This is a genomic window from Streptomyces longwoodensis (assembly GCF_001514125.1).
Taxonomy (GTDB): domain Bacteria; phylum Actinomycetota; class Actinomycetes; order Streptomycetales; family Streptomycetaceae; genus Streptomyces; species Streptomyces longwoodensis.
Window position 1 is genome coordinate 118,492 of sequence record NZ_KQ948550.1, and the last position, 26,519, is coordinate 145,010.

The window sequence follows — 26,519 nt, forward strand, 5'->3', positions numbered from 1 at the left end:
CATGAAGACGACCGAGAGCCCCGCCCCGCTGCCGGCGCAGTCCGGTGCGCCGGTGACGAAGGCGGACGCGCCCGTGGACCGGCCGCCGCGGGCGCGCCGCGAGGGCCGCGTGCTGAACGTCTTCTCGCACGGCGTGCTGGTCCTGTGGGCGGTGATGGTGGTGCTGCCGCTGGTGTGGGCCGTGATGACGTCGTTCAAGGACGACGCCTCCATCTTCGGCTCGCCCTGGGCGCTGCCCGACCGGCTGCACTTCGACAACTGGGCGCGGGCCTGGACCGACGCCAACATGAGCGACTACTTCGTCAACACCGTCCTGGTGGTGGGGGGTTCGCTCATCGGCACGCTGGTGCTCGGCTCGATGGCCGCCTACGTGCTGGCCCGCTTCGACTTCCCCGGGAACCGGTTCATCTACTACCTGTTCGTCGGCGGCATGAGCTTCCCGATCATGCTCGCGCTGGTCCCGCTGTTCTACGTCGTCAACAACATGGGCCTGCTGAACACCATCCACGGGCTGATCCTGGTCTACATCGCCTACTCGCTGCCGTTCACCGTCTTCTTCCTGACGGCGTTCTTCCGCACCCTGCCGACGTCGGTCGCGGAGGCGGCGTTCGTGGACGGCGCGTCCCACACCCGCACCTTCTTCCAGATCATGCTGCCGATGGCCAAGCCGGGCCTGATCAGCGTCGGGATCTTCAACTTCCTCGGGCAGTGGAACCAGTACATGCTGCCGACGGTGCTGAACACCGACCCCGACAAGAAGGTCCTGACCCAGGGCCTGGTCCAGCTGGCGGTCAGCCAGGGGTACAAGGGAGACTGGTCGGGGCTGTTCGCGGGCCTGGTGATGGCGATGCTGCCGGTCCTCGGCGCCTACATCGTCTTCCAGCGGCAGGTGGTGCAGGGTCTGACCGCCGGGGCGCTCAAGTAACGCCCGCCACTCCGCTTGCGCCCGAGGCCGTTCCGCACGGGACGGGCCCCTTGTCTTCAACCTCCGTCGTCCGCGCCCCCGCACCCCCGTCAAACCCACCCACACCCCCGCACACCGCCCCCGTCGACCGTCTCCGGAAGGGTCGGTTCCGCCACACCGTGAAACCGCTCCCACACGCACCGCGACCCTCGCGGGCGCGGGCGTTCGCGTGCGCGGAAACTGTTCAACCTCTTGACGGGAGGTGCCCCGGACGGCTCAGCTTAGAGTTCACTAGTTGGACATAGACGGGGTCTCATCGAAGCGGCCCCGCGCGCAGGAGGTCGTCGTGGAGACTCCGGGGTCGCAGTCGTCGCTGCACCGAGCCAACCTGGAGCGGGTCGTACGAGCCGTCCGGCTGGCGGGATCCCTCACCCAGGCGGAGATCGCGAGGACCACCGGCCTGTCCGCGGCGACCGTCTCCAACATCGTCCGTGAACTCAAGGACGGCGGAACGGTCGAGGTCACACCGACCTCGGCGGGTGGCAGGCGGGCGCGCAGCGTCTCGCTCAGCGGAGACGCCGGCATCGTCATCGGCATCGATTTCGGCCACACCCACCTACGGGTCGCCGTCGGCAACCTCGCCCACCAGGTGCTCGCCGAGGAGTCCGAGCCGCTCGACGTGGACGCGTCCTCCGCGCAGGGCTTCGACCGGGCCGAACGGCTGGTCAGCCGGCTGATCGAGGCCACGGGCGTGGACCGGGGCAAGATCGCCGGCGTGGGGCTCGGCGTGCCCGGCCCGATCGACGTGGAGTCCGGCACGCTGGGCTCCTCCGCGATCCTGCCCGGATGGATCGGCACCCGGCCCGCCGAGGAGCTGCGCGAGCGGCTCGGCGTGACCGTGCACGTGGACAACGACGCCAACCTCGGCGCCCTGGGCGAGATGGTCTGGGGCAGCGGCAAGGGCGTGCGCGACCTCGCCTACATCAAGGTCGCCAGCGGTGTCGGCGCCGGCCTGGTCATCGACGGGAAGATCTACCGCGGGCCAGGCGGTACTGCGGGAGAAATAGGACATATTACACTCGATGAATCCGGCCCCGTCTGCCGCTGCGGTAACCGGGGCTGCCTGGAGACCTTCGCGGCCGCGCGCTACGTGCTGCCGCTGCTCCAGTCCAGCCACGGCACCGATCTCACCATGGAGGGCGTCGTGCGGCTGGCCAGGGACGGAGACCCGGGCTGCCGTCGGGTGATCGCCGACGTCGGCCGCCACATCGGCAGTGGAGTCGCCAATCTCTGCAACCTGCTGAACCCGAGCCGGGTGGTCCTCGGCGGTGATCTCGCGGAGGCCGGTGAGCTGGTGCTCGGGCCGATCAGGGAGTCCGTCGGCCGCTACGCGATCCCCAGTGCGGCGCGGCAACTGTCCGTTCTCCCAGGTGCACTTGGGGGCCGTGCGGAGGTGCTCGGAGCGCTCGCCCTCGCGCTCAGCGAGATGGGCGATTCGACGCTTTTGGACGGCTCTCTCCCGGCGGCCGCACCCGCCTTCACTTAGAGAACGAATGACGCCGTTGCCATCTCGTTAAGTATTTACTTCTTGACGTCGCACCTGTGGCCGAGTTGACTTCCAGCCACCTCGGCCGCAGCGTTGCGGCCCTGTCAGGGAGGCACAACCCAATGAACGCAACGATGCGTAGAGTCGTGATCGGCGCGACCGCCGTCTCCATGGCCCTGTCGATTGCCGCGTGCGGCAAGGCGGGCGACGACAACGACGACTCCGGCAGCAGCAGCTCCGGCGGTGGCAGCAAGTCCATCGGCCTGCTGCTCCCCGACAGCGTCACCGCCCGGTACGAGAAGTTCGACAAGCCGTACTTCGAGGCCAAGGTCAAGGAGCTCTGCTCCGACTGCAACGTCGAGTACGCCAACGCCGCGGCCGACGCCAACAAGCAGGCGCAGCAGGTCAGCACCATGGTGACCAAGGGCGTGAAGGTCATCGTGATCTCCGCCCAGGACTCCGCCGCGATCAAGTCCTCGATCAAGGCCGCGGTCGACAAGGGCGTCAAGGTCGTCGCGTACGACCGTCTGGCCCAGGGCCCGGTCTCCGCGTACGTCTCCTTCGACAACGTCAAGGTCGGCGAGCTGCAGGGCCAGGCGCTGCTGCAGGCGATGGGCGCCAAGGCCAGCCCGTCGGCGAACGTCGTCATGATCAACGGTGACGACGCCGACCCGAACGCCGCCCAGTTCAAGGAAGGCGCCCACAAGGCGCTCGACGGCAAGGTCAAGATCGCCTACGAGCAGTCCGGCCTCTGGAAGGACACCGTCGCCGCCGAGAAGATGTCGGCCGCGATCACCCAGCTCGGCGCCAAGAAGATCGCCGGCGTCTACTCCGCCAACGACGGCATGGCCGGTGGCATCGCCAACACCCTGAAGGGCGCGGGCATCAGCACCATCCCGCTGACCGGCCAGGACGCCGAGCTCGCCGCCATCCAGCGGATCGTCGCCGGCACCCAGTCCTCCACGGTCTACAAGGCCTACAAGCCGGAGGCCGACACCGCCGCCGAGCTCGCGGTCAGCCTCCTGCAGGGCAAGGACATCAAGGGAACCGCCTCCACCGAGGTCACCAGCGGCTCCGGCGACAAGGTGCCCGCCAAGCTGCTGACCCCGGTGTCGGTCACCAAGGCCAACATCAAGGACACGGTCGTCAAGGACGGTCTCTACACCGTCGCGCAGATCTGCACCGCCCAGTACGCCGCCGCCTGCAAGGCCGCCGGCCTCCAGTAAGGGCACCCCACGCCGGCCGGCGGTCCCCGTGACCGCCGGCGGCCCCGCGAGACCCCTCCGACGCCCGCCCCACCTTCAACCCCGCTGCGGGGCGGGCGTCGGAAGGAACCCGTTGCCAAGTGCGACGGAATCGCGCATGTTCATCCTGTAAACCTCGTGCGTCACGGCCGCCCGCCCCGCGGGCGGCGCGTCGCGCACATCCCTCCGCGCATGTCCCACGCGCGGCATCCCCGCCGGTCAGGCGGCGAAGGAGATGGTTCACGTGTCCGCTACGCCCGTGCTGGCGTTGCGCGGAGTCTCCAAGCGATTCGGTGCAGTGCAGGCACTCACCGACGTCGATCTGGAGGTTCACGCCGGAGAAGTCGTCGCCCTGGTCGGCGACAACGGCGCAGGAAAGTCGACCCTGGTCAAGACGATCGCGGGTGTGCACCCCATCGACGACGGCGTCATCGAGTGGGAGGGCAGCGCGGTCAGCATCAACCGGCCGCACGACGCCCAGGGACTCGGCGTCGCCACCGTCTACCAGGACCTCGCGCTCTGCGACAACCTCGACGTCGTCGGCAACCTCTACCTCGGTCGTGAGCTGCTCCACCGCGGCGTCATCGACGAGGTGACGATGGAGAAGAACGCCCGCGAGCTGCTGTCCACGCTCTCCATCCGCATCCCGAGCGTGCGCATCCCGATCGCGAGCCTGTCCGGTGGCCAGCGCCAGGTCGTCGCCATCGCGCGCGCCCTGATCGGCGAGCCGAAGCTGGTCATCCTCGACGAGCCCACCGCCGCCCTCGGCGTCGAGCAGACCGCGCAGGTCCTCGACCTGGTGGAGCGGCTGCGCGAGCGCAACCTCGCCGTCATCCTCATCAGCCACAACATGGCGGACGTCAAGGCGGTCGCGGACACCGTCGCCGTCCTGCGCCTGGGCAAGAACAACGGCTCCTTCCCCGTGAAGGACACCAGCCACGAAGAGATCATCGCCGCGATCACGGGTGCCACGGACAACGCCGTGACCCGTCGTGCGGGGCGTCGCACCACGGAGGCGGCAAAGTGAGCGACACGTCCAGGACCGTGAAGAGCGACTCCGGCCCCGACAAGGGCGTCGGCGTCGACAAGACCGCGGCCACCACCGCTCCCGCCGACGACCCCACCGCCGCCGGCGTGGCCGTCGTCGACCCGCGCCTGCTGGTCCGCGAAGAGGGCCTCAAGGGCTACGTCACGGAGTTCAAGCGCAAGATCAAGGGCGGCGAGCTCGGCTCGCTGCCGGTCGTCATCGGCCTCATCATCATCTGGGCCATCTTCCAGGCGAAGAACGACCGCTTCCTGAGCGCCGACAACCTCTCCGACATCAGCTTCTTCATGTCGGCCACCGGCATGCTGGCCATCGGCCTGGTGTTCGTGCTGCTGCTCGGCGAGATCGACCTGTCGGTCGGCTCGGTCAGCGGCCTGGCGTCCACCGTGTTCGCCGTGTGGGTGGTCGAACACGGCATGAACGCCTGGCTGGCGCTGGTCCTCGCGATCGCCACCGGCATCGCCATCGGCGCGCTGCAGGGCTGGTTCTTCGCCAAGATCGGCGTCCCGGCGTTCGTCGTCACCCTGGCCGGCTTCCTCGGCTGGAACGGCCTGATGCTGTGGCTGCTCGGCTCCAGCGGCACCATCAACATCCCGTCCGACGACGGCCCCGTGAAGCTGTTCGGCCAGAGCTCCTTCTTCATGGACCAGGCCATCATCGGCGCCTACCTGCTGGCCGCCCTCGGTGTCGTGCTGTCCCTGGTCGGCAACTTCGGCGAGCAGCGCCGGCGCCGAGCCGCCGGTGTGCCCTTCCGCCCCACCGGTGAGATCCTCTTCCGCGTCGGTCTGCTGGCGATCGCGTCCTTCATCGCGGCCGCCGTGCTGAACAACGCCCAAGGCGTCTCCAACGCGCTGGTGATCTTCCTCGCCGCGCTGGTCATCGTCGACTTCGTGCTGCGTCGTACGACGTACGGCCGCAAGGTGTTCGCCGTCGGCGGCGGCATCGAGGCCGCCCGCCGTGCCGGTATCAGCGTGCCCATGGTCCGCATCAGCGTGTTCGCCATCTCCGGCGGCTTCGCCGCGGTGGGCGGCATGTTCTTCGCCGGCCAGACCGCGTCGGCGACGCTGAGCGCCGGTGGCGGCAACACCCTGATGCTGGCGATCGCCGCCGCGGTCATCGGCGGTACCAGCCTCTTCGGCGGCCGCGGTTCCGTGTGGTCAGCGCTGCTCGGCATGCTGGTGATCCAGTCGATCACCACCGGCCTGAACCTGCTGAACATGAACACCTCGATCCAGTACATGATCACCGGTGGCGTGCTGCTCGGCGCCGTGGTCATCGACTCGGTCTCCCGCCGCAGCCAGAAGGCCGCCGGCCGCGCGTAGGCCGTGTCCGCAAAGTCCCGCCTGCCCCGCGACGCCCGGCACGCACTCTCGCCGCACCGGGCGAACACCCGAGTACGGCCAGTACGCGGGTGTCCGCCCGGCACGCCGAGAGCACGCACCGGACGCCGCAGGGCCCGCCCTCCGGGCGGACGACAGGACTTTGCGGACACGACCTAGCGGCCCACGCCCCGCTCGTCGGTCCCACCCCAGCCGTGCCCGGTGCTTCCACGCGCCGGGCACGGCTGTGTTGCGGGTGGCCCCATCCTGGGTACGGCCGATCGCGTGACCTATGACCCATGGGCCGGGGGCCGACCAGCGGGACGGAACATTAGACTCGACAAGCCCGGCAACAGCTCGATCAGCTCTACTGCAAGGAGGCACGGGTGCCGCTGCTGACCCGCATCACGGGACCGCGCGATCTGGACCGGCTCAGCCTGGAGGAGCTGGACCAGCTGGCAGGCGAGATCCGGACCTTCCTCGTCGACGCCGTCTCCAAGACCGGCGGCCACCTCGGCCCCAACCTCGGCGTGGTGGAGCTGACCATCGCCCTGCACCGCGTGTTCGAGTCGCCGAAGGACAAGGTGCTCTGGGACACCGGCCACCAGTCCTACGTGCACAAGCTGCTCACCGGCCGGCAGGACTTCTCCCGCCTGAAGATGAAGGGCGGCCTGTCCGGCTACCCCTCGCAGGCCGAGTCCGAGCACGACGTCATCGAGAACAGCCACGCCTCCACCGTGCTCGGCTGGGCCGACGGCATCGCCAAGGCCAACCAGCTGCTCAAGCGCGACAGCCACGTCGTCGCCGTCATCGGCGACGGCGCGCTCACCGGCGGCATGGCCTGGGAGGCGCTCAACAACATCGCCGAGGCCAAGGACCGCCCGCTCGTCATCGTCGTCAACGACAACGAGCGCTCCTACGCGCCCACCATCGGCGGCCTCGCCAACCACCTCGCCACGCTGCGCACCACCGACGGCTACGAGCGCTTCCTCGCCCGCACCAAGGACATCCTCGACCGCACCCCGGTCGTCGGGAAGCCGCTGTTCGACACCCTGCACGGCGCCAAGAAGGGCCTGAAGGACTTCATCGCCCCGCAGGGCATGTTCGAGGACCTGGGCCTGAAGTACGTCGGCCCCATCGACGGCCACGACATCGAGGCCCTGGAGTCCGCGCTGGCCCGCGCCAAGCGCTTCGGCGGCCCGGTGATCGTGCACTGCCTCACCGAGAAGGGCCGCGGCTACCAGCCCGCCCTCCAGGACGAGGCCGACCGCTTCCACGCCGTCGGCAAGATCCACCCCGACACCGGCCTGCCGATCGCCACCTCCGGCGCCGACTGGACCTCCGTCTTCGGCGAGGAGATGGTCCGGCTCGGCGAGGAGCGCGAGGACGTCGTCGCCATCACCGCCGCCATGCTCCAGCCGGTCGGCCTCGACAAGTTTGCCAAGCGCTTCCCCGACCGGGTCTACGACGTCGGCATCGCCGAGCAGCACGGCGCCGTCTCCGCGGCGGGCCTCGCCCACGCGGGCGTGCACCCCGTCTTCGCCGTCTACGCCACCTTCCTCAACCGCGCCTTCGACCAGGTGCTGATGGACGTGGCCCTGCACAAGTGCGGCGTGACCTTCGTCCTCGACCGGGCCGGCGTCACCGGCACCGACGGCGCGTCCCACAACGGCATGTGGGACATGTCGATCCTCCAGGTCGTCCCGGGCCTCAGGCTCGCCGCCCCGCGCGACGCCGACCAGGTCCGCGCCCAGCTCCGCGAGGCCGTGGCGGTGGAGGACGCCCCGACCGTGGTGCGCTTCTCCAAGGGCGCCGTCGGGCCCGCCGTACCCGCCGTGGGACGCGTCGGCGGCATGGACGTGCTGCGCGAGCCGGGCACCGACCGGCCGGACGTGCTGCTGGTCTCCGTGGGCGCCCTGGCCCCCATGTGCCTGGAGGTCGCCTCCCTGCTCGACCGGCAGGGCATCTCCACCACCGTGGTCGACCCCCGCTGGGTCAAGCCCGTCGACGAGGCCATGGCGCCCCTCGCCGAGCGCCACCGGGTGGTCGTCACCGTCGAGGACAACTCCCGGGTCGGCGGCGTCGGCTCCGCGATCGCCCAGGCCCTGCGCGACGCCGGGGTGGACGTGCCGCTGCGCGACTTCGGCATCCCGCCGCGCTTCCTGGACCACGCCTCGCGCGCCGAGGTGCTGGCCGAGATCGGGCTGACCGCGCCGGACATCGCGCGCCAGGTCACCGGCCTGGTCTCCCAGCTCGACGGCCTCACCCACTCCCGGCTCCGCACGGACGGGGCCGCCCGGGCGGAGCCCGCCCGGGACTGACGGACGGCCGTCCGCCCACCGTAGGGCCGCTTGCACCACCGCCAAGGGTGGTGCGGGCGGCCCTTCCGCGTGAGGGGGCGCGCGCCGGGGCATACGGAATACCACCCTCTCGATCATGTCGAGGACGACACAGCGTGGGAGGTAAGCCCGTGAGCAACACCCTCTTCCGGACCAAGAACATCGAACAGTCCATCAAGGACACCGAGGAGCCCGAGCACGCCCTCAAGAAATCCCTCTCCGCGCTGGACCTGACCGTCTTCGGCGTCGGTGTCATCATCGGCACCGGCATCTTCGTCCTCACCGGCACGGCCGCCAAGGACACCGCGGGACCCGCCGTCTCGCTGTCCTTCGTGGTCGCCGGCGTGGTCTGCGCGCTCGCCGCCCTGTGCTACGCCGAGTTCGCCTCGTCGGTCCCGGTCGCCGGCTCCGCGTACACCTTCTCCTACGCCTCGCTGGGCGAGTTCCCGGCCTGGATCATCGGCTGGGACCTCGTCCTGGAGCTGGCCCTCGGGACGGCGGTCGTCGCCGTCGGCTGGTCGGGCTACATCGCCTCGCTGCTGGACAACGCCGGCTGGCACCTGCCCGCCGCGCTCACCGGCCGGGAGGGTGCCTCCGGCTTCGGCTTCGACATCCTCGCGGCCGCGCTGGTGCTGGTGCTCACCGCGATCCTCGTCATCGGCATGAAGCTCTCCGCGCGCGTCACCTCGGTGGTGGTCGCCATCAAGGTGGCCGTCGTCCTGGTCGTCATCATCGCGGGCGCGTTCTTCATCAAGGGCGGCAACTACGACCCGTTCATCCCGAAGGCGCAGGCCGTGGAGGCGGGCGGCAACCTCAAGGCGCCGCTGATCCAGCTGATCTTCGGGTGGGCCCCGTCGAACTTCGGCGTCATGGGCATCTTCACCGCCGCGTCCGTGGTGTTCTTCGCCTTCATCGGCTTCGACGTGGTCGCCACCGCCGCCGAGGAGACCCGCAACCCGCAGCGCGACGTGCCGCGCGGCATCATCGGCTCGCTGATCATCTGCACCACGCTGTACGTGGCCGTGTCCATCGTGGTGACCGGCATGCAGAAGTACAGCAAGCTGTCGGTGGACGCCCCGCTCGCGGACGCGTTCAAGGCCACCGGGCACCCGTGGTTCGCCGGTCTGATCAGCTTCGGCGCGGCGGTGGGCCTGACCACGGTGTGCATGATCCTGTTGCTCGGCCAGTCCCGGGTGTTCTTCGCGATGAGCCGCGACGGGCTGCTGCCACGGTTCTTCTCGCACACCCACCCGAAGTTCCGCACGCCGTACCGGTCGACCATCCTGCTGGGCGTCGTCATCGCGATCGTCGCGGGCTTCACCAGCCTCAGCGAACTCGCCGAGCTGGTGAACATCGGCACGCTGTTCGCGTTCATCGTCGTGGCGATCAGCGTGATCCTGCTGCGCAAGTCCCGCCCCGACCTGGAGCGGTCCTTCCGCACCCCGTGGGTGCCGGTCGTGCCGATCCTGTCGGTGCTGGCGTCCCTGTGGCTGATGCTGAACCTGCCGGCCGAGACGTGGCTCCGGTTCGCGATCTGGATGGTGATCGGCTTCGTGGTCTACTTCCTGTACGGCCGCAGCCACAGCCGCTTGGCCCTGCGCGAGAAGGCCGACCAGGGCGTCTGAGGACCCTGGACCAAGGCGTCCGAGGACCCTAGGGACGTACGGCCCTGGGCCCCGTCACCTCCGCGCCCAGCTCGGTCACCCGTCGGCGCAGTTCCCGGTCCGCCGTCACCACCAGGCGGCGGCGGCCGGGGGAGCGGGCGACGAGGCCGACCATGTGGTCGTCGCCGCTGCCCGGTGCCGACTCCACCCGCACCCCCGGCACCGACGCCACCCCGCGCGCGGCGCCCTCCACCACGAGCACGACCTCCACCGGCCCGTCGTGCCCCGGCAGCCCCCGCGCCGCCAGGTGGTCCCGCAGCCGCTCCGCGGCGCCCCGCCGGTCCCGCCACCACCCGTCCGGCACCGAACCGACCACGTTCGCGCCGTCGACGATCACCAGCAGGGCCGCGTTGTCCTCCATGCCCACAGCGTCCCATGCCCCCGCCCCTGGCCGGCCCCCAAGGGCGTGACGGTCCGCCGGGCGCACGCAGAGGGCCCCCGCCGGTCGCGGGGGCCCTCGGGTACTGCCGGTGTGCGGAAGGTCGTTACGCCGGGACGGACGCCACGCCCGGGGCCAGGAACCGCTTCCCGGTCACCCGCTCGGAGACGCCCTCACGGTCCAGGTACGGCGTGATGCCGCCCAGGTGGAACGGCCAGCCGGCGCCCGTGATCAGGCACAGGTCGATATCCTGGGCCTCGGCCACGACGCCCTCGTCCAGCATGAGCCCGATCTCCTGGGCCACCGCCTCCAGGACGCGGGCGCGCACCTGCTCCTCGGTGAGGACCACGTCGCCCTGCTTCAGCAGCGCGGAGACCTCCGGGTCCAGCTCGGGCTTCCCCGAGTCATAGACGTAGAAGCCGCGCTTGCCGGCCTCCACGACCGCCTTGAGGTTCGGGGACACCGTGAAGCGGTCCGGGAACGCCCGGTTCAGCGTCTCCGACACGTGCAGGCCGATCGCCGGACCCACCAGCTCCAGCAGGACCAGCGGCGACATCGGCAGGCCCAGCGGCTCGACGGCCTTCTCGGCGACCTCGACCGGGGTGCCCTCGTCGATGACGTTCTGCACCTCGCCCATGAAGCGGGTCAGGATGCGGTTCACGACGAACGCCGGGGCGTCCTTGACCAGCACCGCGGTCTTCTTCAGCTTCTTGGCGACGGCGAACGCCGTGGCCAGCGAGGCGTCGTCGGTCTGCTCGCCGCGCACGATCTCCAGCAGCGGCAGCACGGCGACCGGGTTGAAGAAGTGGAAGCCGACGACCCGCTCCGGGTGCTGGAGCTTCGACGCCATCTCCGACACCGACAGGGAGGAGGTGTTGGTCGCGAGGACCGCGTGCGCCGGGGCGACCGCCTCGACCTCCGCGAACACCTTCTGCTTGACGCCCATCTCCTCGAAGACGGCCTCGATGATGAAGTCGGCGTCCGCGAAGCCCTCGGCCTTGTCCAGGACACCGGTCACCAGCGCCTTGAGGCGGTTGGCCTTGTCCTGGTTGACGCGGCCCTTGCCGAGCAGCTTGTCGATCTCGGCGTGCACGTAGCCCACGCCCTTGTCGATGCGCTCCTGGTCGATGTCGGTCAGCACGACCGGCACCTCCAGGCGGCGCAGGAAGAGCAGGGCGAGCTGCGAGGCCATCAGACCGGCGCCGACGACACCGACCTTGGTGACCGGACGCGCGAGGTTCTTGTCCGGGGCGCCCGCGGGACGCTTGCCGCGCTTCTGCACCAGGTTGAAGGCGTAGATGCCGGCGCGCAGTTCACCGCCCATGATCAGGTCGGCGAGCGCCTGGTCCTCGGCGTCGTAGCCCTTCTGCAGGTCACCGTCCTTGGCGGCGGCGATGATGTCCAGCGCGCGGTAGGCGGCCGGGGCCGCGCCGTGCACCTTGGAGTCGGCGACGAACCGGCCCTTGGCGACGGCCTGGTCCCAGCCCTCACCGCGGTCGACGGCCGGACGCTCGACGACGATCTCGCCCTTGAGGACGGCCGCCGTCCAGATCAGCGACTGCTCCAGGAAGTCCGCGCCCTCGAACAGGGCGTCGGCGATACCCAGTTCGTAGACCTGCCGGCCCTTGAGCTGCCGGTTCTGGTTGAGGCTGTTCTCGATGATGACCGTGACGGCCTTCTCGGCGCCGATCAGGTTCGGCAGCAGCGTGCAGCCGCCCCAGCCGGGCACCAGGCCGAGGAAGACCTCGGGCAGGGAGAACGCGGGCAGCGCCGCGGACACCGTGCGGTAGGTGCAGTGCAGACCGACCTCGACGCCGCCGCCCATGGCCGCGCCGTTGTAGTACGCGAAGGTCGGCACCGCGAGGCCCGCGAGGCGCTTGAAGACCTCGTGGCCGCCCTTGCCGATGGCCAGCGCGTCCTCGTGCCGCTTCAGCAGCTCGACGCCCTTGAGGTCGGCGCCGACGGCGAAGATGAACGGCTTGCCGGTGACCCCGACGCCGACGATCGTGCCCTCGGACGCCTCCCGCTCGACCTGGTCGATGGCGGCGTTCAGGTTCGCCAGCGACTGCGGGCCGAAGGTGGTCGGCTTGGTGTGGTCGTGGCCGTTGTCCAGGGTGATCAGGGCGAAGCGCCCCGCACCCAGCGGCAGGTCGAAGTGGCGTACGTGCGCCTGGGTGACGACCTCGTCGGGGAACAGCTCGGCCGCACCCTTCAACAGCTCAGCGGTGGTGCTCACTTGTCCCCCTCGAAGTGCGGGTTCTCCCAGATGACCGTCGCGCCCATGCCGAAGCCGACGCACATGGTGGTCAGGCCGTAACGGACCTGCGGCTGCTCCTCGAACTGGCGGGCCAGCTGCGTCATCAGGCGGACGCCGGAGGAGGCGAGCGGGTGGCCGAAGGCGATGGCGCCGCCGTACTGGTTGACGCGCTCGTCGTCGTCGGCGATGCCGTAGTGGTCGAGGAAGGCCAGCACCTGGACGGCGAAGGCCTCGTTGATCTCGAAGAGGCCGATGTCGGAGATGGACAGGCCCGCCTGCGCGAGCGCCTTCTCGGTGGCCGGGATCGGGCCGTAGCCCATGACCTCCGGCTCCACGCCCGCGAAGGAGTAGGAGACCAGGCGCATCTTGACCGGCAGGCCGTTCTCGCGGGCGAATTCCTCGCTCGCGATGAGGGAGGCGGTCGCGCCGTCGTTGAGACCGGCCGCGTTGCCCGCGGTGACCCGGCCGTGCACGCGGAACGGCGTCTTGAGGCCGGCCAGGTTCTCCAGCGTGGTGCCCGGGCGCATCGGCTCGTCGGCGGTGACCAGGCCCCAGCCCGTCTCACCGGCCTCCGGGGAGGTGCGGCGCACCGAGATCGGCACCAGGTCGGCCTGGATCTTGCCGTTGGCGTAGGCCTTGGCGGCCTTCTCCTGCGAGCGCACGGCGTACTCGTCGGCGCGCAGCTTGGTGATGTGCGGGTAGCGGTCGTGCAGGTTCTCCGCGGTCATGCCCATGAACAGGGCGGACTCGTCGACCAGCTTCTCGCTCACGAAGCGGGGGTTGGGGTCGACGCCCTCGCCCATCGGGTGGCGGCCCATGTGCTCGACACCGCCCGCGATGGCCACGTCGTACGCGCCGAAGGCGACGGAGCCGGCGACCGTGGTGACGGCCGTCAGGGCGCCCGCGCACATGCGGTCGATGGAGTAGCCGGGCACCGACTGCGGCAGGCCGGCCAGGATGCCGGCGGTGCGGCCGATGGTCAGGCCCTGGTCGCCGATCTGCGTGGTCGCGGCGATGGCGACCTCGTCGATCTGCTTCGGGTCGAGCCCGGGGTTGCGGCGCAGCAGCTCCCGGATCGCCTTCACGACGAGGTCGTCGGCGCGGGTCTCGTGGTAGATGCCCTTCGGGCCCGCCTTGCCGAACGGGGTGCGGACGCCGTCGACGAAGACGACGTCCCTGACGGTACGAGGCACGATGGCTCTCCTCCAGGGTGCGGGGTGGCACTGCTGCGGCGCGCCAGCGCTGAGCGCGCGCTCAGGCCCATGCTACTTGTGGGTAACGTGGCTGCACAGCCCTACCCGGCACAGCGGCGAAGGTCACATCCGGTTCACGCCTTCGGCCCAGCCACCCGCCCCGTTGCTCGTCCGCCGCCCCCCGATCTTGGCGCGATCCCGCCGTCGCGCTGCGCCGCCCGGGTGACCCGCCCGGGCGGGCGGGCCCGGGACGGCTGCTCGCACCCGGCTTCAGACGGCCTGCGCCGACAGGGCCGTCACCAGGACCGGTGTCACCAGCTCCACCTGCCAGGGCCGCGCGCCGTGGGACACCAGGGCCTCGGCCACCGAGTCGGCGGTCACGCCCTGCGGCGGCTCCCAGCACACCCGGCGCACGGTGTCCGGGGTGATCAGGTTCTCCTGCGGCATGGACAGCTCCTCGGCCAGCGCCGAGACCGCGGTCCGCGCCGCCGACAGCCGGGCCGCCGCGGCCGGGTCCTTGTCCGCCCAGGCCCGCGGCGGCGGGGGCCCGGCCACCGACTGGCCCTGCTGCGGCAGCTGGGCCTCGGGGAGCGCCTTGGCCCGGTCGACGGCCGCCTGCCACTGCTCCAGCTGCCGCCGGCCCATCCGGTGCCCGAAGCCGCTCAGCGCGGCCAGCGCGTGGACGTTCGCCGGGAGCGCGAGGGCCGCCTCGACGATCGCCGCGTCGGACAGCACCTTGCCGGGGGACACGTCGCGCCGCTGCGCGATCCGGTCGCGCGCCTCCCACAGCTCCCGCACCACCGCGAGCTGCCGGCGCCGGCGCACCTTGTGCATGCCGGACGTGCGCCGCCAGGGGTCCTTGCGGGGCTCGGCCGGCGGGGCGGCGGCGATCGCCGCGAACTCCTGGTGGGCCCACTCCAGCTTGCCCTGCCGGTCCAGCTCCTTCTCCAGCGCGTCGCGCAGGTCGACCAGGAGCTCCACGTCCAGCGCGGCGTAGCGCAGCCAGGGCTCGGGCAGCGGCCGGGTGGACCAGTCGACGGCCGAGTGGCCCTTCTCCAGGACGTAGCCGAGCACGCCTTCGACCATGGCGCCGAGGCCGACCCGCGGGAAACCGGCGAGCCGTCCGGCCAGCTCGGTGTCGAACAGCCGCGTCGGCACCATGCCTATCTCGCGCAGACAGGGCAGGTCCTGGGTGGCGGCGTGCAGCACCCACTCGGTGTCGCGCAGGGCCGCGCCGAGCGCGGAGAGGTCAGGACAGGCGACGGGGTCGATGAGCGCGGTGCCGGCGCCCTCGCGGCGCAGCTGCACGAGGTAGGCGCGCTGGCCGTAGCGGTACCCGGAGGCGCGCTCGGCGTCGACGGCGACGGGGCCCGTGCCGGCCGCGAAGGCGGCCACGACCTCGGCCAGGCCCGCCTCGTCGGCGATCACGGGCGGGATGCCCTCGCGAGGTTCCAGCAACGGTGTCGGCGCCCCAGGAGCAGTGGATCCGCCGTCGTCCGGAGGGGCGCCTCCGGTGGTTCGCAGTGAGCTGGCTGCTGCGGTTTCTTGGGCGTCGGTCACCGGTCAAGGGTATCCGTGCGTGACGGGCGCCCGCCGACGGAACGTTCCGTCGACGGGCGATGGGGGGTCGTAATCCAGTCACTCCGGGCGAAGGTCCGGTGAAGACTGCGGGGCGGGAGGGATGGGAGAGGCCGGAGAGACGGGGAAGGAGGGCGAGGGGGTCGGGAAGGGGCCGGCGGGGGCGGTGGTGGTCAGTGGATGATCCCGGTGCGCAGGGCCACGGCGACCATGCCGGCCCGGTCACCGGTGCCCAGCTTGCGGGCGATGCGGGCGAGGTGGCTCTTGACGGTCAGCGCCGACAGGCCCATGGACACGCCGATCGCCTTGTTCGACTGCCCCTCGGCGACCAGGCGCAGCACCTCCACCTCGCGTCCGGACAGCTCGCGGTAGCCGCCCGGGTGGCTCGGGGCACCCGGGGGGCGGCGGTGGAGGCGGGCGGCGGCCGCGCCGATGGGGGCCGCACCGGGCCGGGTGGGGAGCCCGACGTTGGTGCGGGTGCCGGTGACGACGTAGCCCTTGACGCCGCCGGCGAGGGCGTTGCGGACGGCGCCGATGTCGTCGGCGGCGGACAGGGCGAGCCCGTTGGGCCAGCCCGCGGCGCGGGTCTCCGACAGGAGGGTCAGCCCGGAGCCGTCGGGCAGGTGGACGTCGGCGACGCAGATGTCGCGGGGGTTGCCGACGCGCGGACGGGCCTCGGCGATGGACGAGGCCTCGATGACATCGCGCACACCGAGCGCCCACAGGTGGCGGGTGACGGTGGAGCGGACGCGCGGGTCGGCCACGACCACCATGGCGGTGGGCTTGTTCGGGCGGTAGGCGACCAGGCTTGCGGGCTGCTCGAGGAGAACGGACACCAGGCCTCCTGGGGTGCGGGACGGCTTTCAAGGTCACAGACGTCTTCGGCACCAAACCCATGGGCCTTTAGAAAAAGATCACGATTTAGTGAGTAACAATCCGTGCAATTCGGACACGCGGTCGATCGTTCGGTGAACGAATCGGTTCGTTCGAGAGCGTGACCGTGACTGAAAGTGGCCGTATCGACAAAGAGACGGTCAACGTGGGCGTGGGCGGACAGAGAAAAAGCCCGGACCGTGCCGGGCTCGAGGGGCGGTGGGTGGGAGGGGTCAGCGGGACTGCGGTCCGCGTCGCTGCGGCAGCGTCACCACCGACGCGTCGCCGGGGCCGGCCGGCGGCAGTCCCGCCACCTGCGCCAGCAGGTCGCACCAGGCCGCCAGGTGGGACCCGGTGTCCGGCACCCCGCCCAGGCCCTCCCGGGGCGTCCACGACGCGCGGATCTCGATCTGCGAGGCGGCCGGGCGCGCGGACAGCCCGCCGAAGTAGTGCGAGCTCGCCCGCGTGACGGTGCCGCTCGGCTCGCCGTACGTCAGCCCGCGCGCCTGCAGCGCGCCCGTCAGCCACGACCAGCACACGTCGGGCAGCAGCGGGTCGACCGCCATCTCCGGCTCCAGCTCGGCCCGGATCAGGGTGACCAGACGGAAAGTGCCCCGCCAGGCGTCGTGCCCGGCCGGGTCGTGCAGCAGCACCAGGCGGCCGTCGGCCAGCTCCTGCTCGCCGTCGACCACCGTCGCCTCCAGGGCGTACGCGAACGGCGCGAGCCGCTTGGGCGCCGGGGTCGGCTCGACCTCGATCTGCGGGCGCAGCCGCGCGGACCTCAGCGCGTCGACGGCGGCCCGGAAGGGCGGCGGAGCCGGCGGAGTCGTCCTGGTCCCATCCCGGTCCCCCTCGTTCACGTCGTCCCTTCCGCCAGCGCCGTCCGACAGTGGATCCCGATCCGCAGCCATGCGGGGAAGATTAAGGGGAACGGGGGCCGCGCGCAGGGCAAGACACCCGTGTGGGGCGCGGCCACGTCGGCTTCCCGGCCATGGGAGACTTGCCGTCGTGAGTGCCAACGCCAGCCCGACGGGCATGCAGCCGACCGCGACGTACGACAGCCCCTTCCTGAAGGCGTGCCGGCGTGAGCCCGTGCCGCACACTCCGGTGTGGTTCATGCGCCAGGCCGGGCGCTCGCTGCCGGAGTACCGCAAGGTCCGCGAGGGCATCCCCATGCTCGAGTCGTGCACGCGGCCGGAGCTGGTCACCGAGATCACGCTGCAGCCCGTGCGCCGGCACGGCGTGGACGCGGCGATCTACTACAGCGACATCGTCGTCCCCCTCAAGGCCATCGGCCTCGACCTGGACATCAAGCCCGGCGTGGGCCCGGTCGTCGCCGAGCCGGTCCGCACCCGCGCCGACCTGGCCCGGCTGCGCGACCTGACCCCCGAGGACGTCTCCTACGTCACCGAGGCGATCGGCCTGCTCACCCGCGAGCTCGGGGCCACCCCGCTCATCGGGTTCGCCGGCGCGCCGTTCACCCTCGCGAGCTACTTGGTCGAGGGCGGCCCGTCCCGCACGTACGAGAACGCCAAGGCGATGATGTACGGCGACCCGGAGCTGTGGGCCGACCTGCTCGACCGCCTCGCCGACATCACGGCCGCGTTCCTGAAGGTGCAGATCGAGGCCGGCGCCTCCGCGGTCCAGCTGTTCGACTCGTGGGCCGGCGCGCTCGCCCCGGCCGACTACCGCCGCTCGGTGATGTCCGCCTCCGCCAAGGTCTTCGACGCCGTCGCCGGGTACGGCGTGCCGCGCATCCACTTCGGCGTCGGCACCGGTGAGCTGCTCGGGCTGATGGGCGAGGCCGGCGCGGACGTCGTCGGCGTCGACTGGCGCGTGCCGCTCGACGAGGCCGCCCGCCGGGTCGGCCCCGGCAAGGCGTTGCAGGGCAACCTCGACCCGACGGTCCTCTTCTCCACCCCGGACGCCGTCGAGACCAAGGTCCGCGAGGTCCTCGATGCGGCGGTCGGGCTGGAGGGCCACGTCTTCAACCTCGGTCACGGCGTGATGCCGGCCACCGACCCGGACGCCCTCACCCGGCTCACGGAGTACGTCCACACGCAGACCGCGCGCTAGACCCGCCCGCCCGCCGGAGCCGGCGGGGCCTCACCACGAGTGCCGGGGCCGGGCGCGGCGGCCGAAGAGCAGGCCGCCCGGCTCCGGCGGCGGGGGCGTGCCCGGCTTGAGCGGCCAGGCGAGCAGCATGCCCGCGAGGAAACCGACGACGTGCGCCGCGTACGCCACGGTGCCGGCGTCGGAGACGCCCTCGCCGGAGGAGTAGACGGCCTGGAGCACGAACCAGAAGCCGAGGACCAGCCACGCGGGCAGCCGCAGCGGCAGGAACACCAGGAACGGCACCAGGACCCACACCCTGGCCTTCGGGTACAGCACCAGGTAGGCGCCCAGCACGCCCGCGATCGCCCCGGACGCCCCGATCAGCGGCGCGGAGGAGTCGGCGTTGAACAGGGCGAAGCCGTACGCGGCCGCGTAACCGCAGACCACGTAGAACAGCGCGAAGCGGACGTGGCCCATGCGGTCCTCGATGTTGTTCCCGAAGATCAGCAGGAACAGCATGTTGCCCAGCAGGTGCAGCCAGCCGCCGTGCAGGAACATCGCGGTGAAGACGCTGGCCACCGGTGACTTGTCGTAGCCGGGCGGGGCGATGACACAGCCGGCGCCGTGCGCTCCCGTGCCCACCTCGCCGTTGGGGACCAGCTGGGGCAGCTGGTGGTGGATCAGCTCGCGCGGCACGGCCGCGTAGTGCTCCAGGAAGGCGTGCAGGTGGCAGCTCTGCGCGAGGCTGCTGTCGCCCGCCACGGACCCCGACAGACCGGGCATGAACAGGAATACGAACACGTTCGCGGCGATCAGCGCGTACGTCACCCAGGGGGTGCGGCGCACCGGGTTCACGTCATGGACGGGGATGACCACAGGGGAGTACTGCCCCCGATCCGTTCGGCGAACCGGTGAACGGGGCCCTTCGTGCGCGCGTATGACTCGGCAACCGCCCGCGGCGCGGGGAAGGCGGACCGCGGGGACGACGTGAGGAACAGGCGATGAACGACCGAGTGACTCCCGCGGTGCACGCCCTGCCCGACGGCGAGGCGGAGATCTCCCTCGTGGTGCGGCTCCCCTGGGAGGACGTGGCCCGGCTGGGCCAGGAGGCGGGGCGGCTCGCCGCGCAGACGCAGCGGCCGGTGACGCTGGACGAGGCCGTCAGTCACCGGCTGCGCTCCCGCCCGGCCGCGGCCGCCCACGCCAAGCCGGCGGAGCAGTCGGCGACGGCCGCGGTGTCGGCCCTGCCGCGGATCACCGGGACGGGCTGAGGCGGAGCGGGCGGCGCGCCCGCGGGCCGTGCGAACGGCCGCCGACGGGTCCGGGGTGCCCAACGGGCGGCGGCCGCCGCCGCCCGGGCGGACGTCAGAAGCCCCGCACCTTCGTCGCGGCCTTGCGCGCCGCCACCAGGACCGGGTCCCACACCGGGCTGAACGGCGGGGCGTAGCCCAGGTCCAGGGCGGTCATCTGCTCCACCGTCATGCCGGCCGTCAGGGCCACCGCCGCGACGTCGACCCGCTTGGCCGCGCCCTCCCGGCCGACGATCTGCACGCCCAGCAGCCGGCCCGTGCGGCGCTCGGCGAGCATCTTGACGGTCATGGGGGAGGCGCCGGGGTAGTAGCCGGCCCGGCTGGTGGACTCGATGGTGACCGCCTCGTACCGCAGGCCGACGCGGCGGGCGTCCTTCTCGCGCAGTCCCGTCCGGGCGATCTCCAGGTCGCACACCTTGCTGACGGCCGTGCCGACCACGCCCGGGAAGGTGGCGTAGCCGCCGCCGACGTTGGTGCCGATGACCTGGCCGTGCTTGTTGGCGTGGGTGCCGAGGGCGATGTGCCGCTGCTGGCCGGAGACCAGGTCGAGGACCTCCACGCAGTCGCCGCCGGCCCAGATGTCGTCGTGGCCGCGCACCCGCATCGCCCGGTCGGTGAGCAGGCCGCCGTGCGCGCCGAGGGGCAGCCCGGCCGCCCGGGCGAGCGCGGTGTCGGGGTGCACCCCGATGCCGAGCACCACCACGTCCGCCGGGTACTCGGCGTCCTCGGTGGCCACCGCCCGCACCCACCCGTCGTCGCCGGTGAGGACCTTGGTGACGGTGGCGTCGTTCACCATGGTGATGCCGAGCCCCTCCATGGCCGCGTGCACCAGGCGGCCCATGTCCGGGTCGAGCGTCGACATCGGCTCGCTGCCGCGGTTGACGACGGTCACCTCGTACCCGCGGTTGATGAGCGCCTCCGCCATCTCCACCCCGATGTACCCGGCGCCCACCACGACCGCCCGGCGTCCCCGCGCGCGGGCGAGCGTGTCCAGCAGGGCCTGCCCGTCGTCGAGGGTCTGCACCCCGTGGACGCCGCGCGCGTCGATCCCGGGCAGCTCCGGGCGCACCGGCCGCGCCCCGGTCGCCAGGACCAGCCGGTCGTACGACGTCCAGGACTCGGCCCCCGTGTCCACGTCCCGCGCGCGGACCCGCTTCCCGGCCACGTCCAGCTCGGTGACCTCGGTGCGCAGGCGCAGGTCGATGCCCCGCTCGCGGTGCTCCTCGGGGGTGCGCGCGATCAGCTGGTCCCGCTCGGGCACGTCACCGCCCACCCAGTAGGGGATGCCGCACGCCGAGAACGACGTGAAGTGGCCGCGCTCGAAGGCCACGATCTCCAGCGCGTCGGGGTCCTTCAGCCGCCGGGCCTGGGACGCGGCGGACATGCCCGCCGCGTCCCCGCCCACCACGACCAGCCGCTCCCGCCCGGGACGTGCACCGCCATCGCTCATGCTCATGCGAACACGCTAAGCGGGCGCGGCATTTCAGTCCCGGCCGCCCTCCTGTTCCGGCCCGGTGGGATGGGCCGGCAGGGTGGGTCCGGGGCGCGTGGGCGGAACGGGCGGGGGCGTGCTCCCCGGACGGCGGGCGGCCCGCCGCGAGCGCAGCACGCGCCGTGCGGCCAGCCCCACGACCAGCGCCAGGGCCGCGAACGGCAGGACCGCGGCGGCGGCCGTCACGAGCCACCGCAACATCGTCACGAACGCGCCCCAGCCGCCCGCCAGGGCGTCCAGCAGGCCGGGTCCGTCGTCCCGGTCCGCCCGCTCGTCCGGCTCCTCGGTCAGGGTCAGGGTGAGGGTGGCCAGGTCGGTGCGGTCCTTCAGGGCGGCCTGGCGGGCGAGCAGCGACTCCAGCTCGGTCTCCCGGCTGTTCAGCTCGCCCTCCAGCAGCAGCACGTCGCTGAGCTTGGTGGCCCGTGCCATCAGCTCGCGCACGCGCGCGATGCCGGCCCGCTGCGACGCCACCCGGCTGTCGACGTCGACGACCTGGTCGGTGACGTCCTGTGCCTTCGCGGTGCGCTCCAGCAGCGTGCCGGTGCCCTGGAGCGCCGTGAGGACCGCCTCGTAGCGTTCGACCGGTACGCGCAGCACCACGCGCGTGTGATCCACGCCCTGCTCGTCGCGCGTGGTGGTCTCGTCGCCGACGTAGCCGCCGGCGCCCTCGGCCGCGGTGCGGGCCCGGTCCAGGGCCTTCGGCACGTCCGCGACCCGGACGGTCAGGGACGCGGTGCGGATGATCCGGTCGCCGGGGAGCGGGGGCGCGGTGGCCCGAGCGCCCGCCGCCGTGCCACCGCCCGCCCCCGCACCGCTGCCGGCGGCCTTGCCGTCGGCGTCCTCATCCTGTCCGGCCTGGTACTCGCCGGCCGGGGCCCGGCCGACGGCCGCCTTGTCGGCGGAGCCGCTGGAGGCGCCGGAGTCGCCGGCGCCGCACCCGGCCAGGACGGCGGAGGCGGCGAGCAGCAGACCGGCGAGGACCCGGACCGGCCGCCGGGCCGGACGGAGTGCAGTGCCTCGTGCCGGGTGTCGTGCGGAGTCCCGTGCGGAACGTCGTGTGCGCATGCGGGTGTGCCCCCCGAGGTCTCGTGGAGTCGTGACGACTGACGCTCCTTCGACGCGGCGGGGCGCCGGGACGTTGGCGGTTCCGGGTCCCGAACAGGTCCCGAACAGGTCACGGTGCGGACCCGGCGGGGGACCGGACGGCCCGCGCGGGACTGTCGGCGGCGTCTGAGAAGGTGGAGCCATGAGCGCAGCGCAGACGGGAACAGGGCAGCGGGTCGTGGTCGTCGGGGGCGGCATCGCCGGGCTCGCCGCCGCGCACCGGCTGCTGGACCGCGGGGCCCGGGTGACCGTCCTGGAGGCCGGGCCCCGGCTCGGCGGCAAGCTGGTGGCGGACCGGATCGAGGGCGTCCGCGTCGACCTCGGCGCCGAGTCGATGCTGGCCCGCCGCCCCGAGGCGGTCGGCCTCGCGCGCGAGGTGGGTCTCGCCGACCGGCTCCAGCCGCCCGCCACGTCGACCGCCGCGATCTGGACCCGCGGCGCCCTGCGCCCCATGCCCAAGGGCCACGTGATGGGCGTCCCCGGCACCGCCGGCGCCCTCGCGGGCGTGCTCTCGGACGAGGGCCTGGCCCGCATCGCGCGCGAGGCGGACCTGCCGCCCACCGAGGTCGGTGACGACGTGGCCGTCGGGGAGTACGTGGCGGCGCGCCTCGGCCGCGAGGTCGTCGACCGCCTCGTCGAGCCCCTGCTCGGCGGGGTGTACGCCGGTGACGCCTACCGCCTCTCCATGCGCTCCGCCGTCCCGCAGCTCTTCCGGGCCGCCCGCGCGCACCCCTCGCTCACCGAGGCCGTGCGGGCGGTCCAGGGCCAGACGGCCGCGGCAGCGCAGTCCGGGCCGGTGTTCCTGGGCCTGGAGGGCGGCATCGGCACCCTGCCGCTCGCGGTCGCCGCGTCCGTCACCGCGCGCGGCGGCGAGATCCTCACCGGACGGGCCGCGACCGGGCTGCGCCGGGACGCCGAGGGGGGCTGGCGGGTCACCGCCGGGGACCTGGTGCTGCCGGCCGACGCCGTGGTCGTCGCCGTCCCCGCGCCCGCCGCCGCCGGCCTGCTGGCCGCCGAGTGCCCCGGGGCCGCCGCCGAGCTGCGCGCCGTCGAGTACGCCTCCATGGCCCTGGTCACCCTCGCCTACCGCCGCGCCGACGTGTCCCTCCCGCCGGGCAGCGGGTTCCTCGTGCCGCCCGTGGACGGCCGCACCATCAAGGCGTCGACGTTCTCCGCCCAGAAGTGGGCCTGGAGCGCGCAGGAGGACCCGGAGCTCTTCGTCCTGCGCACCTCCGTGGGCCGCTACGGCGAGACGGAGGTCCTCGGGCGCGACGACGCCGAACTGGTCGAGGTCTCGCGCCACGACCTGCGCGAGGCGACCGGCCTGACAGCGGCGCCGGTCGCCGGTCTCGTCACCCGGTGGACCGACGGCCTGCCCCAGTACCCCGTCGGCCACCACGCGCGCGTGGCCCGCATCCGCGAGCACGTCGCCGGGCTGCCCGGCCTCGCCGTGTGCGGCGCGCAGTACGACGGCGTCGGCATCCCGGCCTGTATCGCGAGCGCCCACGCGGCCGTGGACCAGCTGGCCGGCGACCCACGCGGTGTGCAGCGGCTCACCGCCGACCCGGTGCAGAGCCTGCACGGCGGAGCGGGAGAATGAGGGCATGAGTGACGACGCCCCCACCACCGAGCCCGGCAGGATCCCGAACAAGGGCAAGCTGGCCAAGGACCTCAACGAGGTCATCCGCTACACGCTCTGGTCGGTCTTCAGGCTGAAGGACGTGCTCCCCGAGGACCGCTCCGGCTACGCCGACGAGGTGCAGGAGCTCTTCGACCAGCTCGCCGCCAAGGACGTCACGGTCCGCGGCACCTACGACGTCTCCGGGCTGCGCGCCGACGCCGACCTGATGATCTGGTGGCACGCGGAGACCAGCGACCAGCTGCAGGAGGCGTACAACCTCTTCCGCCGCACCCGGCTCGGCCGCGCCCTCGAACCCGTCTGGTCGAACATGGCGCTGCACCGCCCGGCGGAGTTCAACCGCTCGCACATCCCGGCGTTCCTCGCCGACGAGACGCCGCGCGACTACGTCAGCGTCTACCCCTTCGTGCGCTCCTACGACTGGTACCTGCTGCCGGACGAGGACCGCCGCCGCATGCTCGCCGACCACGGCAAGATGGCCCGCGGCTACCCCGACGTGCGCGCCAACACGGTCGCCTCGTTCTCGCTCGGCGACTACGAGTGGATCCTCGCCTTCGAGGCCGACGAGCTGTACCGCATCGTCGACCTGATGCGTCACCTGCGCGCCTCGGAGGCCCGCCGCCACGTGCGCGAGGAGGTGCCGTTCTACACCGGCCGCCGCAAGTCGGTGGCGGACCTGGTGGCCGGCCTCGCCTGAGCGGCCGCGCGCGGGGCGGACCCGCCCGGGCGCGTACGGAACGGGTACGGGGGAGCACCGGACGGGTCCGGTGCTCCCCCGCCTCACTTCGCCGGGGCGCGCGGTTCCGGCTCCGCGCGCCCGGCGCAGGCGGCCCGCCGCACCGGCAGCCGCCCCTCCAGGAGGTAGGCCTCCAGGTGGTCGTCGACGCACCGGTTGGGCCCGCCGGCGATGCCGTGGGTCCCGGCGTCCCGCTCGGTCACCAGCACCGAGCCCGCCAGGCGCCGGTGCATCTCCAGCGCCCCCTGGTAGGGCGCGGCGGCGTCCCGCTCGGCGGCCAGGATCAGCGTCGGCGGCAGCTCGCCCGGCCCGGTCCGCACGTCCGCCGGCCGCTGCCGGGGCGCCGGCCAGTACGCGCACGGCAGGTTCGCCCACACGTTGTCCCACGTCTCGAAGGGCGCCACGCGCGCGAGCCGGGTGTTGTCGCGGTCCCACACCCGCCAGTCGGTCGGCCAGGGCGCGTCGTTGCACTCCACGGCCGTGTAGACGGCGCGGCCGTTCTCCGCCTCGGCGGCCGCCTCCCGCACCGGCCCGGCCTGGGCGACGAGCTGTTCCGGCCGGCCCCTGAGGTACTCCGACAGCGCCTCGGCGCGGTGCGGCCAGTAGTCGTCGTAGTACGTGGCCTGGAGGAACGCGCCCTGGAGCTGGGCCGGTCCGACGGTGCCGCCCGCCGGTTCGGCGGCCAGCCGGTCCCGGGCCCGCTCGTAGCTGCGCTGCACCTCGTCCGGGGTGGCGCCGAGGCCGTACACGTCGTCGTGCCGGGCGACCCAGTCGCGGAAGTCGGCCCAACGGGCCTCGAACGCCGCCGACTGGGCGAGGTTGTCGCGGTACCAGATGTGCTCCGGGTCCGGGTCCACCGGCGCGTCGAACACCATCCGCCGCACGTGCGAGGGGAACAGCGTCGCGTACAGCGCGCCGAAGTAGGTGCCGTAGGAGGCGCCCATGAAGGTCAGCCGGTCCTCGCCCAGCGCGGCGCGCAGCACGTCCAGGTCGCGGGCGTTGTTCAGGGAGTGGTAGTGCCGCAGGGCGTCGCCGGAGCGCTCGGCACAGCCCCGCGCGTACGCCTTCGCCCGCGCCACGCGCTCGCGCTTGTACGCCGCGGACGGGTGGGTCGGCGCCGGCGCCGGGCCCTTGAAGAAGTGCCCGGGGTCCTCGCAGGACAGCGGGGCGGAACGGCCCACCCCGCGCGCGTCGTAGCCGACCAGGTCGTAGGCGGCGCCCAGGCGCTTCCACTCGGGCAGCAGGCCGATCAGCGGGAAGTACAGCCCCGAGCCGCCGGGCCCGCCCGGGTTGAAGACCAGCGCGCCCTGTCGGGGGACGGGCCGCTCACCGGCCCGTGGGTCCTTGCCGGTGGCCTCGACCCGGCTGACGGTGAGTTCGATCTGCCGGCCGTCGGGGTGGGCGTAGTCCAGCGGCACGGTGACGGTGCCGCACCGGATGCCGGCCGGCAGGTCCTCGGCGTCGGGGCAGGCGCCGAAGTCGATGCCGGTGGCGGCGGCGCGGGCGGCCGCGACCGCGGTGCCGTGCCGTTCGGCGACGCCGGTGGCCGCGGGGGATCCGGGGGAGACGGGGGATCCCAGGGAGACGGCGGGGGCGCCGGCCGCCGGGACGGCGGTGAGCGTGGACAGGAGCAGGGCTCCGGCGGCCGTGTGGAGGGCGGCAGCTCGCATCGCGGGTCCCTTCGGTGCGCGGCGGCGACAGAAGGGATGGTTGGTGCGCAGAGGGGGCGAGGCAAGCACCGTCGGCGGGTGTCGGCGCCGATGCCCCCCGTACGCCCCCCGCGCACGCCGCGCGTCGGTCGCGCCGCGCGTCCGTCGTGCCGCGCGTCCGGCGTGCCGCGCG

21 protein-coding genes are annotated in these 26,519 nt (G+C 72.6%); 11 read left to right on the forward strand and 10 right to left on the reverse strand.

What is annotated here, in order from left to right; all coding sequences use genetic code 11:
• Position 1 precedes the first annotated feature (1 nt).
• The 7 genes from AQJ30_RS05500 (at position 2) to AQJ30_RS05530 (ending at position 10,022) form a co-directional block, all read left to right on the forward strand.
• Positions 2–925, forward strand: a complete 924-nt coding sequence (locus AQJ30_RS05500) for a carbohydrate ABC transporter permease (RefSeq protein WP_067229305.1) — start codon at positions 2–4, stop codon at positions 923–925.
• A 325-nt stretch (positions 926–1,250) separates the two neighbouring features.
• On the forward strand, positions 1,251–2,450 hold the full coding sequence (locus AQJ30_RS05505; protein WP_067229307.1) for an ROK family transcriptional regulator: 1,200 nt from the start codon (positions 1,251–1,253) through the stop codon (positions 2,448–2,450).
• Positions 2,451–2,584: 134 nt separating this feature from the next.
• Positions 2,585–3,676, forward strand: coding sequence for a sugar ABC transporter substrate-binding protein (locus tag AQJ30_RS05510; protein WP_067229310.1), 1,092 nt, complete (start codon positions 2,585–2,587; stop codon positions 3,674–3,676).
• Between the two features lie 253 nt (positions 3,677–3,929).
• On the forward strand, positions 3,930–4,721 hold the full coding sequence (locus AQJ30_RS05515; protein WP_211278930.1) for an ATP-binding cassette domain-containing protein: 792 nt from the start codon (positions 3,930–3,932) through the stop codon (positions 4,719–4,721).
• Positions 4,718–6,061, forward strand: coding sequence for a sugar ABC transporter permease (locus AQJ30_RS05520; RefSeq protein WP_067229316.1), 1,344 nt, complete (start codon positions 4,718–4,720; stop codon positions 6,059–6,061). Before AQJ30_RS05515 ends, AQJ30_RS05520 begins: the two co-directional genes overlap by 4 nt.
• Positions 6,062–6,444: 383 nt before the next feature.
• Positions 6,445–8,379 (forward strand): 1-deoxy-D-xylulose-5-phosphate synthase, encoded by a 1,935-nt coding sequence (dxs, locus tag AQJ30_RS05525; RefSeq protein ID WP_067229318.1) that lies wholly within the window; start codon positions 6,445–6,447, stop codon positions 8,377–8,379.
• A 149-nt stretch (positions 8,380–8,528) separates the two neighbouring features.
• On the forward strand, positions 8,529–10,022 hold the full coding sequence (locus tag AQJ30_RS05530) for an amino acid permease (protein ID WP_067229321.1): 1,494 nt from the start codon (positions 8,529–8,531) through the stop codon (positions 10,020–10,022).
• A gap of 28 nt (positions 10,023–10,050) precedes the next feature.
• On the opposite strand, the gene AQJ30_RS05535 is transcribed toward AQJ30_RS05530, so the two are convergent.
• The 6 genes from AQJ30_RS05535 to AQJ30_RS05560 form a co-directional block, all read right to left on the reverse strand.
• Entirely contained in the window at positions 10,051–10,422 is a 372-nt protein-coding gene (locus AQJ30_RS05535; RefSeq protein ID WP_067229324.1) for a PIN domain-containing protein, read from the reverse strand.
• 124 nt (positions 10,423–10,546) lie between these two features.
• Positions 10,547–12,676 (reverse strand): 3-hydroxyacyl-CoA dehydrogenase NAD-binding domain-containing protein, encoded by a 2,130-nt coding sequence (locus tag AQJ30_RS05540; RefSeq protein ID WP_067229327.1) that lies wholly within the window; start codon positions 12,674–12,676, stop codon positions 10,547–10,549.
• Positions 12,673–13,890 carry a thiolase family protein gene (locus AQJ30_RS05545; protein WP_067229330.1) on the reverse strand — a complete coding sequence of 406 codons (1,218 nt, stop codon included), beginning with the start codon at positions 13,888–13,890 and terminating at the stop codon, positions 12,673–12,675. Before AQJ30_RS05545 ends, AQJ30_RS05540 begins: the two co-directional genes overlap by 4 nt.
• Positions 13,891–14,160: 270 nt before the next feature.
• Entirely contained in the window at positions 14,161–15,450 is a 1,290-nt protein-coding gene (locus AQJ30_RS05550; protein ID WP_079083848.1) for a ribonuclease D, read from the reverse strand.
• A gap of 191 nt (positions 15,451–15,641) precedes the next feature.
• Entirely contained in the window at positions 15,642–16,304 is a 663-nt protein-coding gene (locus AQJ30_RS05555; protein WP_067229335.1) for a helix-turn-helix transcriptional regulator, read from the reverse strand.
• Between the two features lie 270 nt (positions 16,305–16,574).
• Positions 16,575–17,252, reverse strand: a complete 678-nt coding sequence (locus tag AQJ30_RS05560; protein ID WP_067229338.1) for a DUF3000 domain-containing protein — start codon at positions 17,250–17,252, stop codon at positions 16,575–16,577.
• A 97-nt stretch (positions 17,253–17,349) separates the two neighbouring features.
• Between AQJ30_RS05560 and hemE the strand changes: the two genes are divergently transcribed.
• Entirely contained in the window at positions 17,350–18,417 is a 1,068-nt protein-coding gene (gene hemE / locus AQJ30_RS05565; protein WP_067229340.1) for a uroporphyrinogen decarboxylase, read from the forward strand.
• A gap of 30 nt (positions 18,418–18,447) precedes the next feature.
• On the opposite strand, the gene AQJ30_RS05570 is transcribed toward hemE, so the two are convergent.
• Positions 18,448–19,272 (reverse strand): rhomboid family intramembrane serine protease, encoded by an 825-nt coding sequence (locus AQJ30_RS05570; protein ID WP_067229343.1) that lies wholly within the window; start codon positions 19,270–19,272, stop codon positions 18,448–18,450.
• A gap of 125 nt (positions 19,273–19,397) precedes the next feature.
• Here AQJ30_RS05570 and AQJ30_RS05575 point away from each other — a divergent pair, with 125 nt between their 5' ends.
• Positions 19,398–19,667, forward strand: a complete 270-nt coding sequence (locus tag AQJ30_RS05575; RefSeq protein ID WP_067229345.1) for a hypothetical protein — start codon at positions 19,398–19,400, stop codon at positions 19,665–19,667.
• A 94-nt stretch (positions 19,668–19,761) separates the two neighbouring features.
• Here the strand turns inward: AQJ30_RS05575 and AQJ30_RS05580 are convergent, their stop codons facing one another.
• Positions 19,762–21,162, reverse strand: a complete 1,401-nt coding sequence (locus AQJ30_RS05580; RefSeq protein WP_067229348.1) for an FAD-dependent oxidoreductase — start codon at positions 21,160–21,162, stop codon at positions 19,762–19,764.
• 27 nt (positions 21,163–21,189) lie between these two features.
• On the reverse strand, positions 21,190–22,263 hold the full coding sequence (locus AQJ30_RS05585) for a DUF4349 domain-containing protein (RefSeq protein ID WP_067229350.1): 1,074 nt from the start codon (positions 22,261–22,263) through the stop codon (positions 21,190–21,192).
• A 181-nt stretch (positions 22,264–22,444) separates the two neighbouring features.
• Between AQJ30_RS05585 and hemG the strand changes: the two genes are divergently transcribed.
• Entirely contained in the window at positions 22,445–23,902 is a 1,458-nt protein-coding gene (gene hemG / locus AQJ30_RS05590; protein ID WP_067229353.1) for a protoporphyrinogen oxidase, read from the forward strand.
• Positions 23,903–23,906: 4 nt separating this feature from the next.
• Positions 23,907–24,638 carry a hydrogen peroxide-dependent heme synthase gene (hemQ, locus tag AQJ30_RS05595; RefSeq protein WP_067229357.1) on the forward strand — a complete coding sequence of 244 codons (732 nt, stop codon included), beginning with the start codon at positions 23,907–23,909 and terminating at the stop codon, positions 24,636–24,638.
• 83 nt (positions 24,639–24,721) lie between these two features.
• Here hemQ and AQJ30_RS05600 read toward each other — a convergent pair whose 3' ends face one another.
• On the reverse strand, positions 24,722–26,347 hold the full coding sequence (locus tag AQJ30_RS05600; RefSeq protein WP_067229360.1) for an alpha/beta hydrolase: 1,626 nt from the start codon (positions 26,345–26,347) through the stop codon (positions 24,722–24,724).
• Positions 26,348–26,519: the final 172 nt, after the last annotated feature.

Bases quoted from the DNA above. Each gene is read 5' to 3' on its own strand.
- AQJ30_RS05500 (WP_067229305.1), top strand. From the start codon at position 2: ATGAAGACGACCGAGAGCCCCGCCCCGCTGCCGGCGCAGTCCGGTGCG.
- AQJ30_RS05510 (WP_067229310.1), top strand. From the start codon at position 2,585: ATGCGTAGAGTCGTGATCGGCGCGACCGCCGTCTCCATGGCCCTGTCG.
- AQJ30_RS05515 (WP_211278930.1), top strand. From the start codon at position 3,930: ATGGTTCACGTGTCCGCTACGCCCGTGCTGGCGTTGCGCGGAGTCTCC.
- AQJ30_RS05535 (WP_067229324.1), bottom strand. From the start codon at position 10,422: ATGGAGGACAACGCGGCCCTGCTGGTGATCGTCGACGGCGCGAACGTG.
- AQJ30_RS05560 (WP_067229338.1), bottom strand. From the start codon at position 17,252: ATGGCTGCGGATCGGGATCCACTGTCGGACGGCGCTGGCGGAAGGGAC.
- AQJ30_RS05575 (WP_067229345.1), top strand. From the start codon at position 19,398: ATGAACGACCGAGTGACTCCCGCGGTGCACGCCCTGCCCGACGGCGAG.
- AQJ30_RS05580 (WP_067229348.1), bottom strand. From the start codon at position 21,162: ATGAGCATGAGCGATGGCGGTGCACGTCCCGGGCGGGAGCGGCTGGTC.
- AQJ30_RS05585 (WP_067229350.1), bottom strand. From the start codon at position 22,263: ATGCGCACACGACGTTCCGCACGGGACTCCGCACGACACCCGGCACGA.
- hemG (WP_067229353.1), top strand. From the start codon at position 22,445: ATGAGCGCAGCGCAGACGGGAACAGGGCAGCGGGTCGTGGTCGTCGGG.
- hemQ (WP_067229357.1), top strand. From the start codon at position 23,907: ATGAGTGACGACGCCCCCACCACCGAGCCCGGCAGGATCCCGAACAAG.
- AQJ30_RS05600 (WP_067229360.1), bottom strand. From the start codon at position 26,347: ATGCGAGCTGCCGCCCTCCACACGGCCGCCGGAGCCCTGCTCCTGTCC.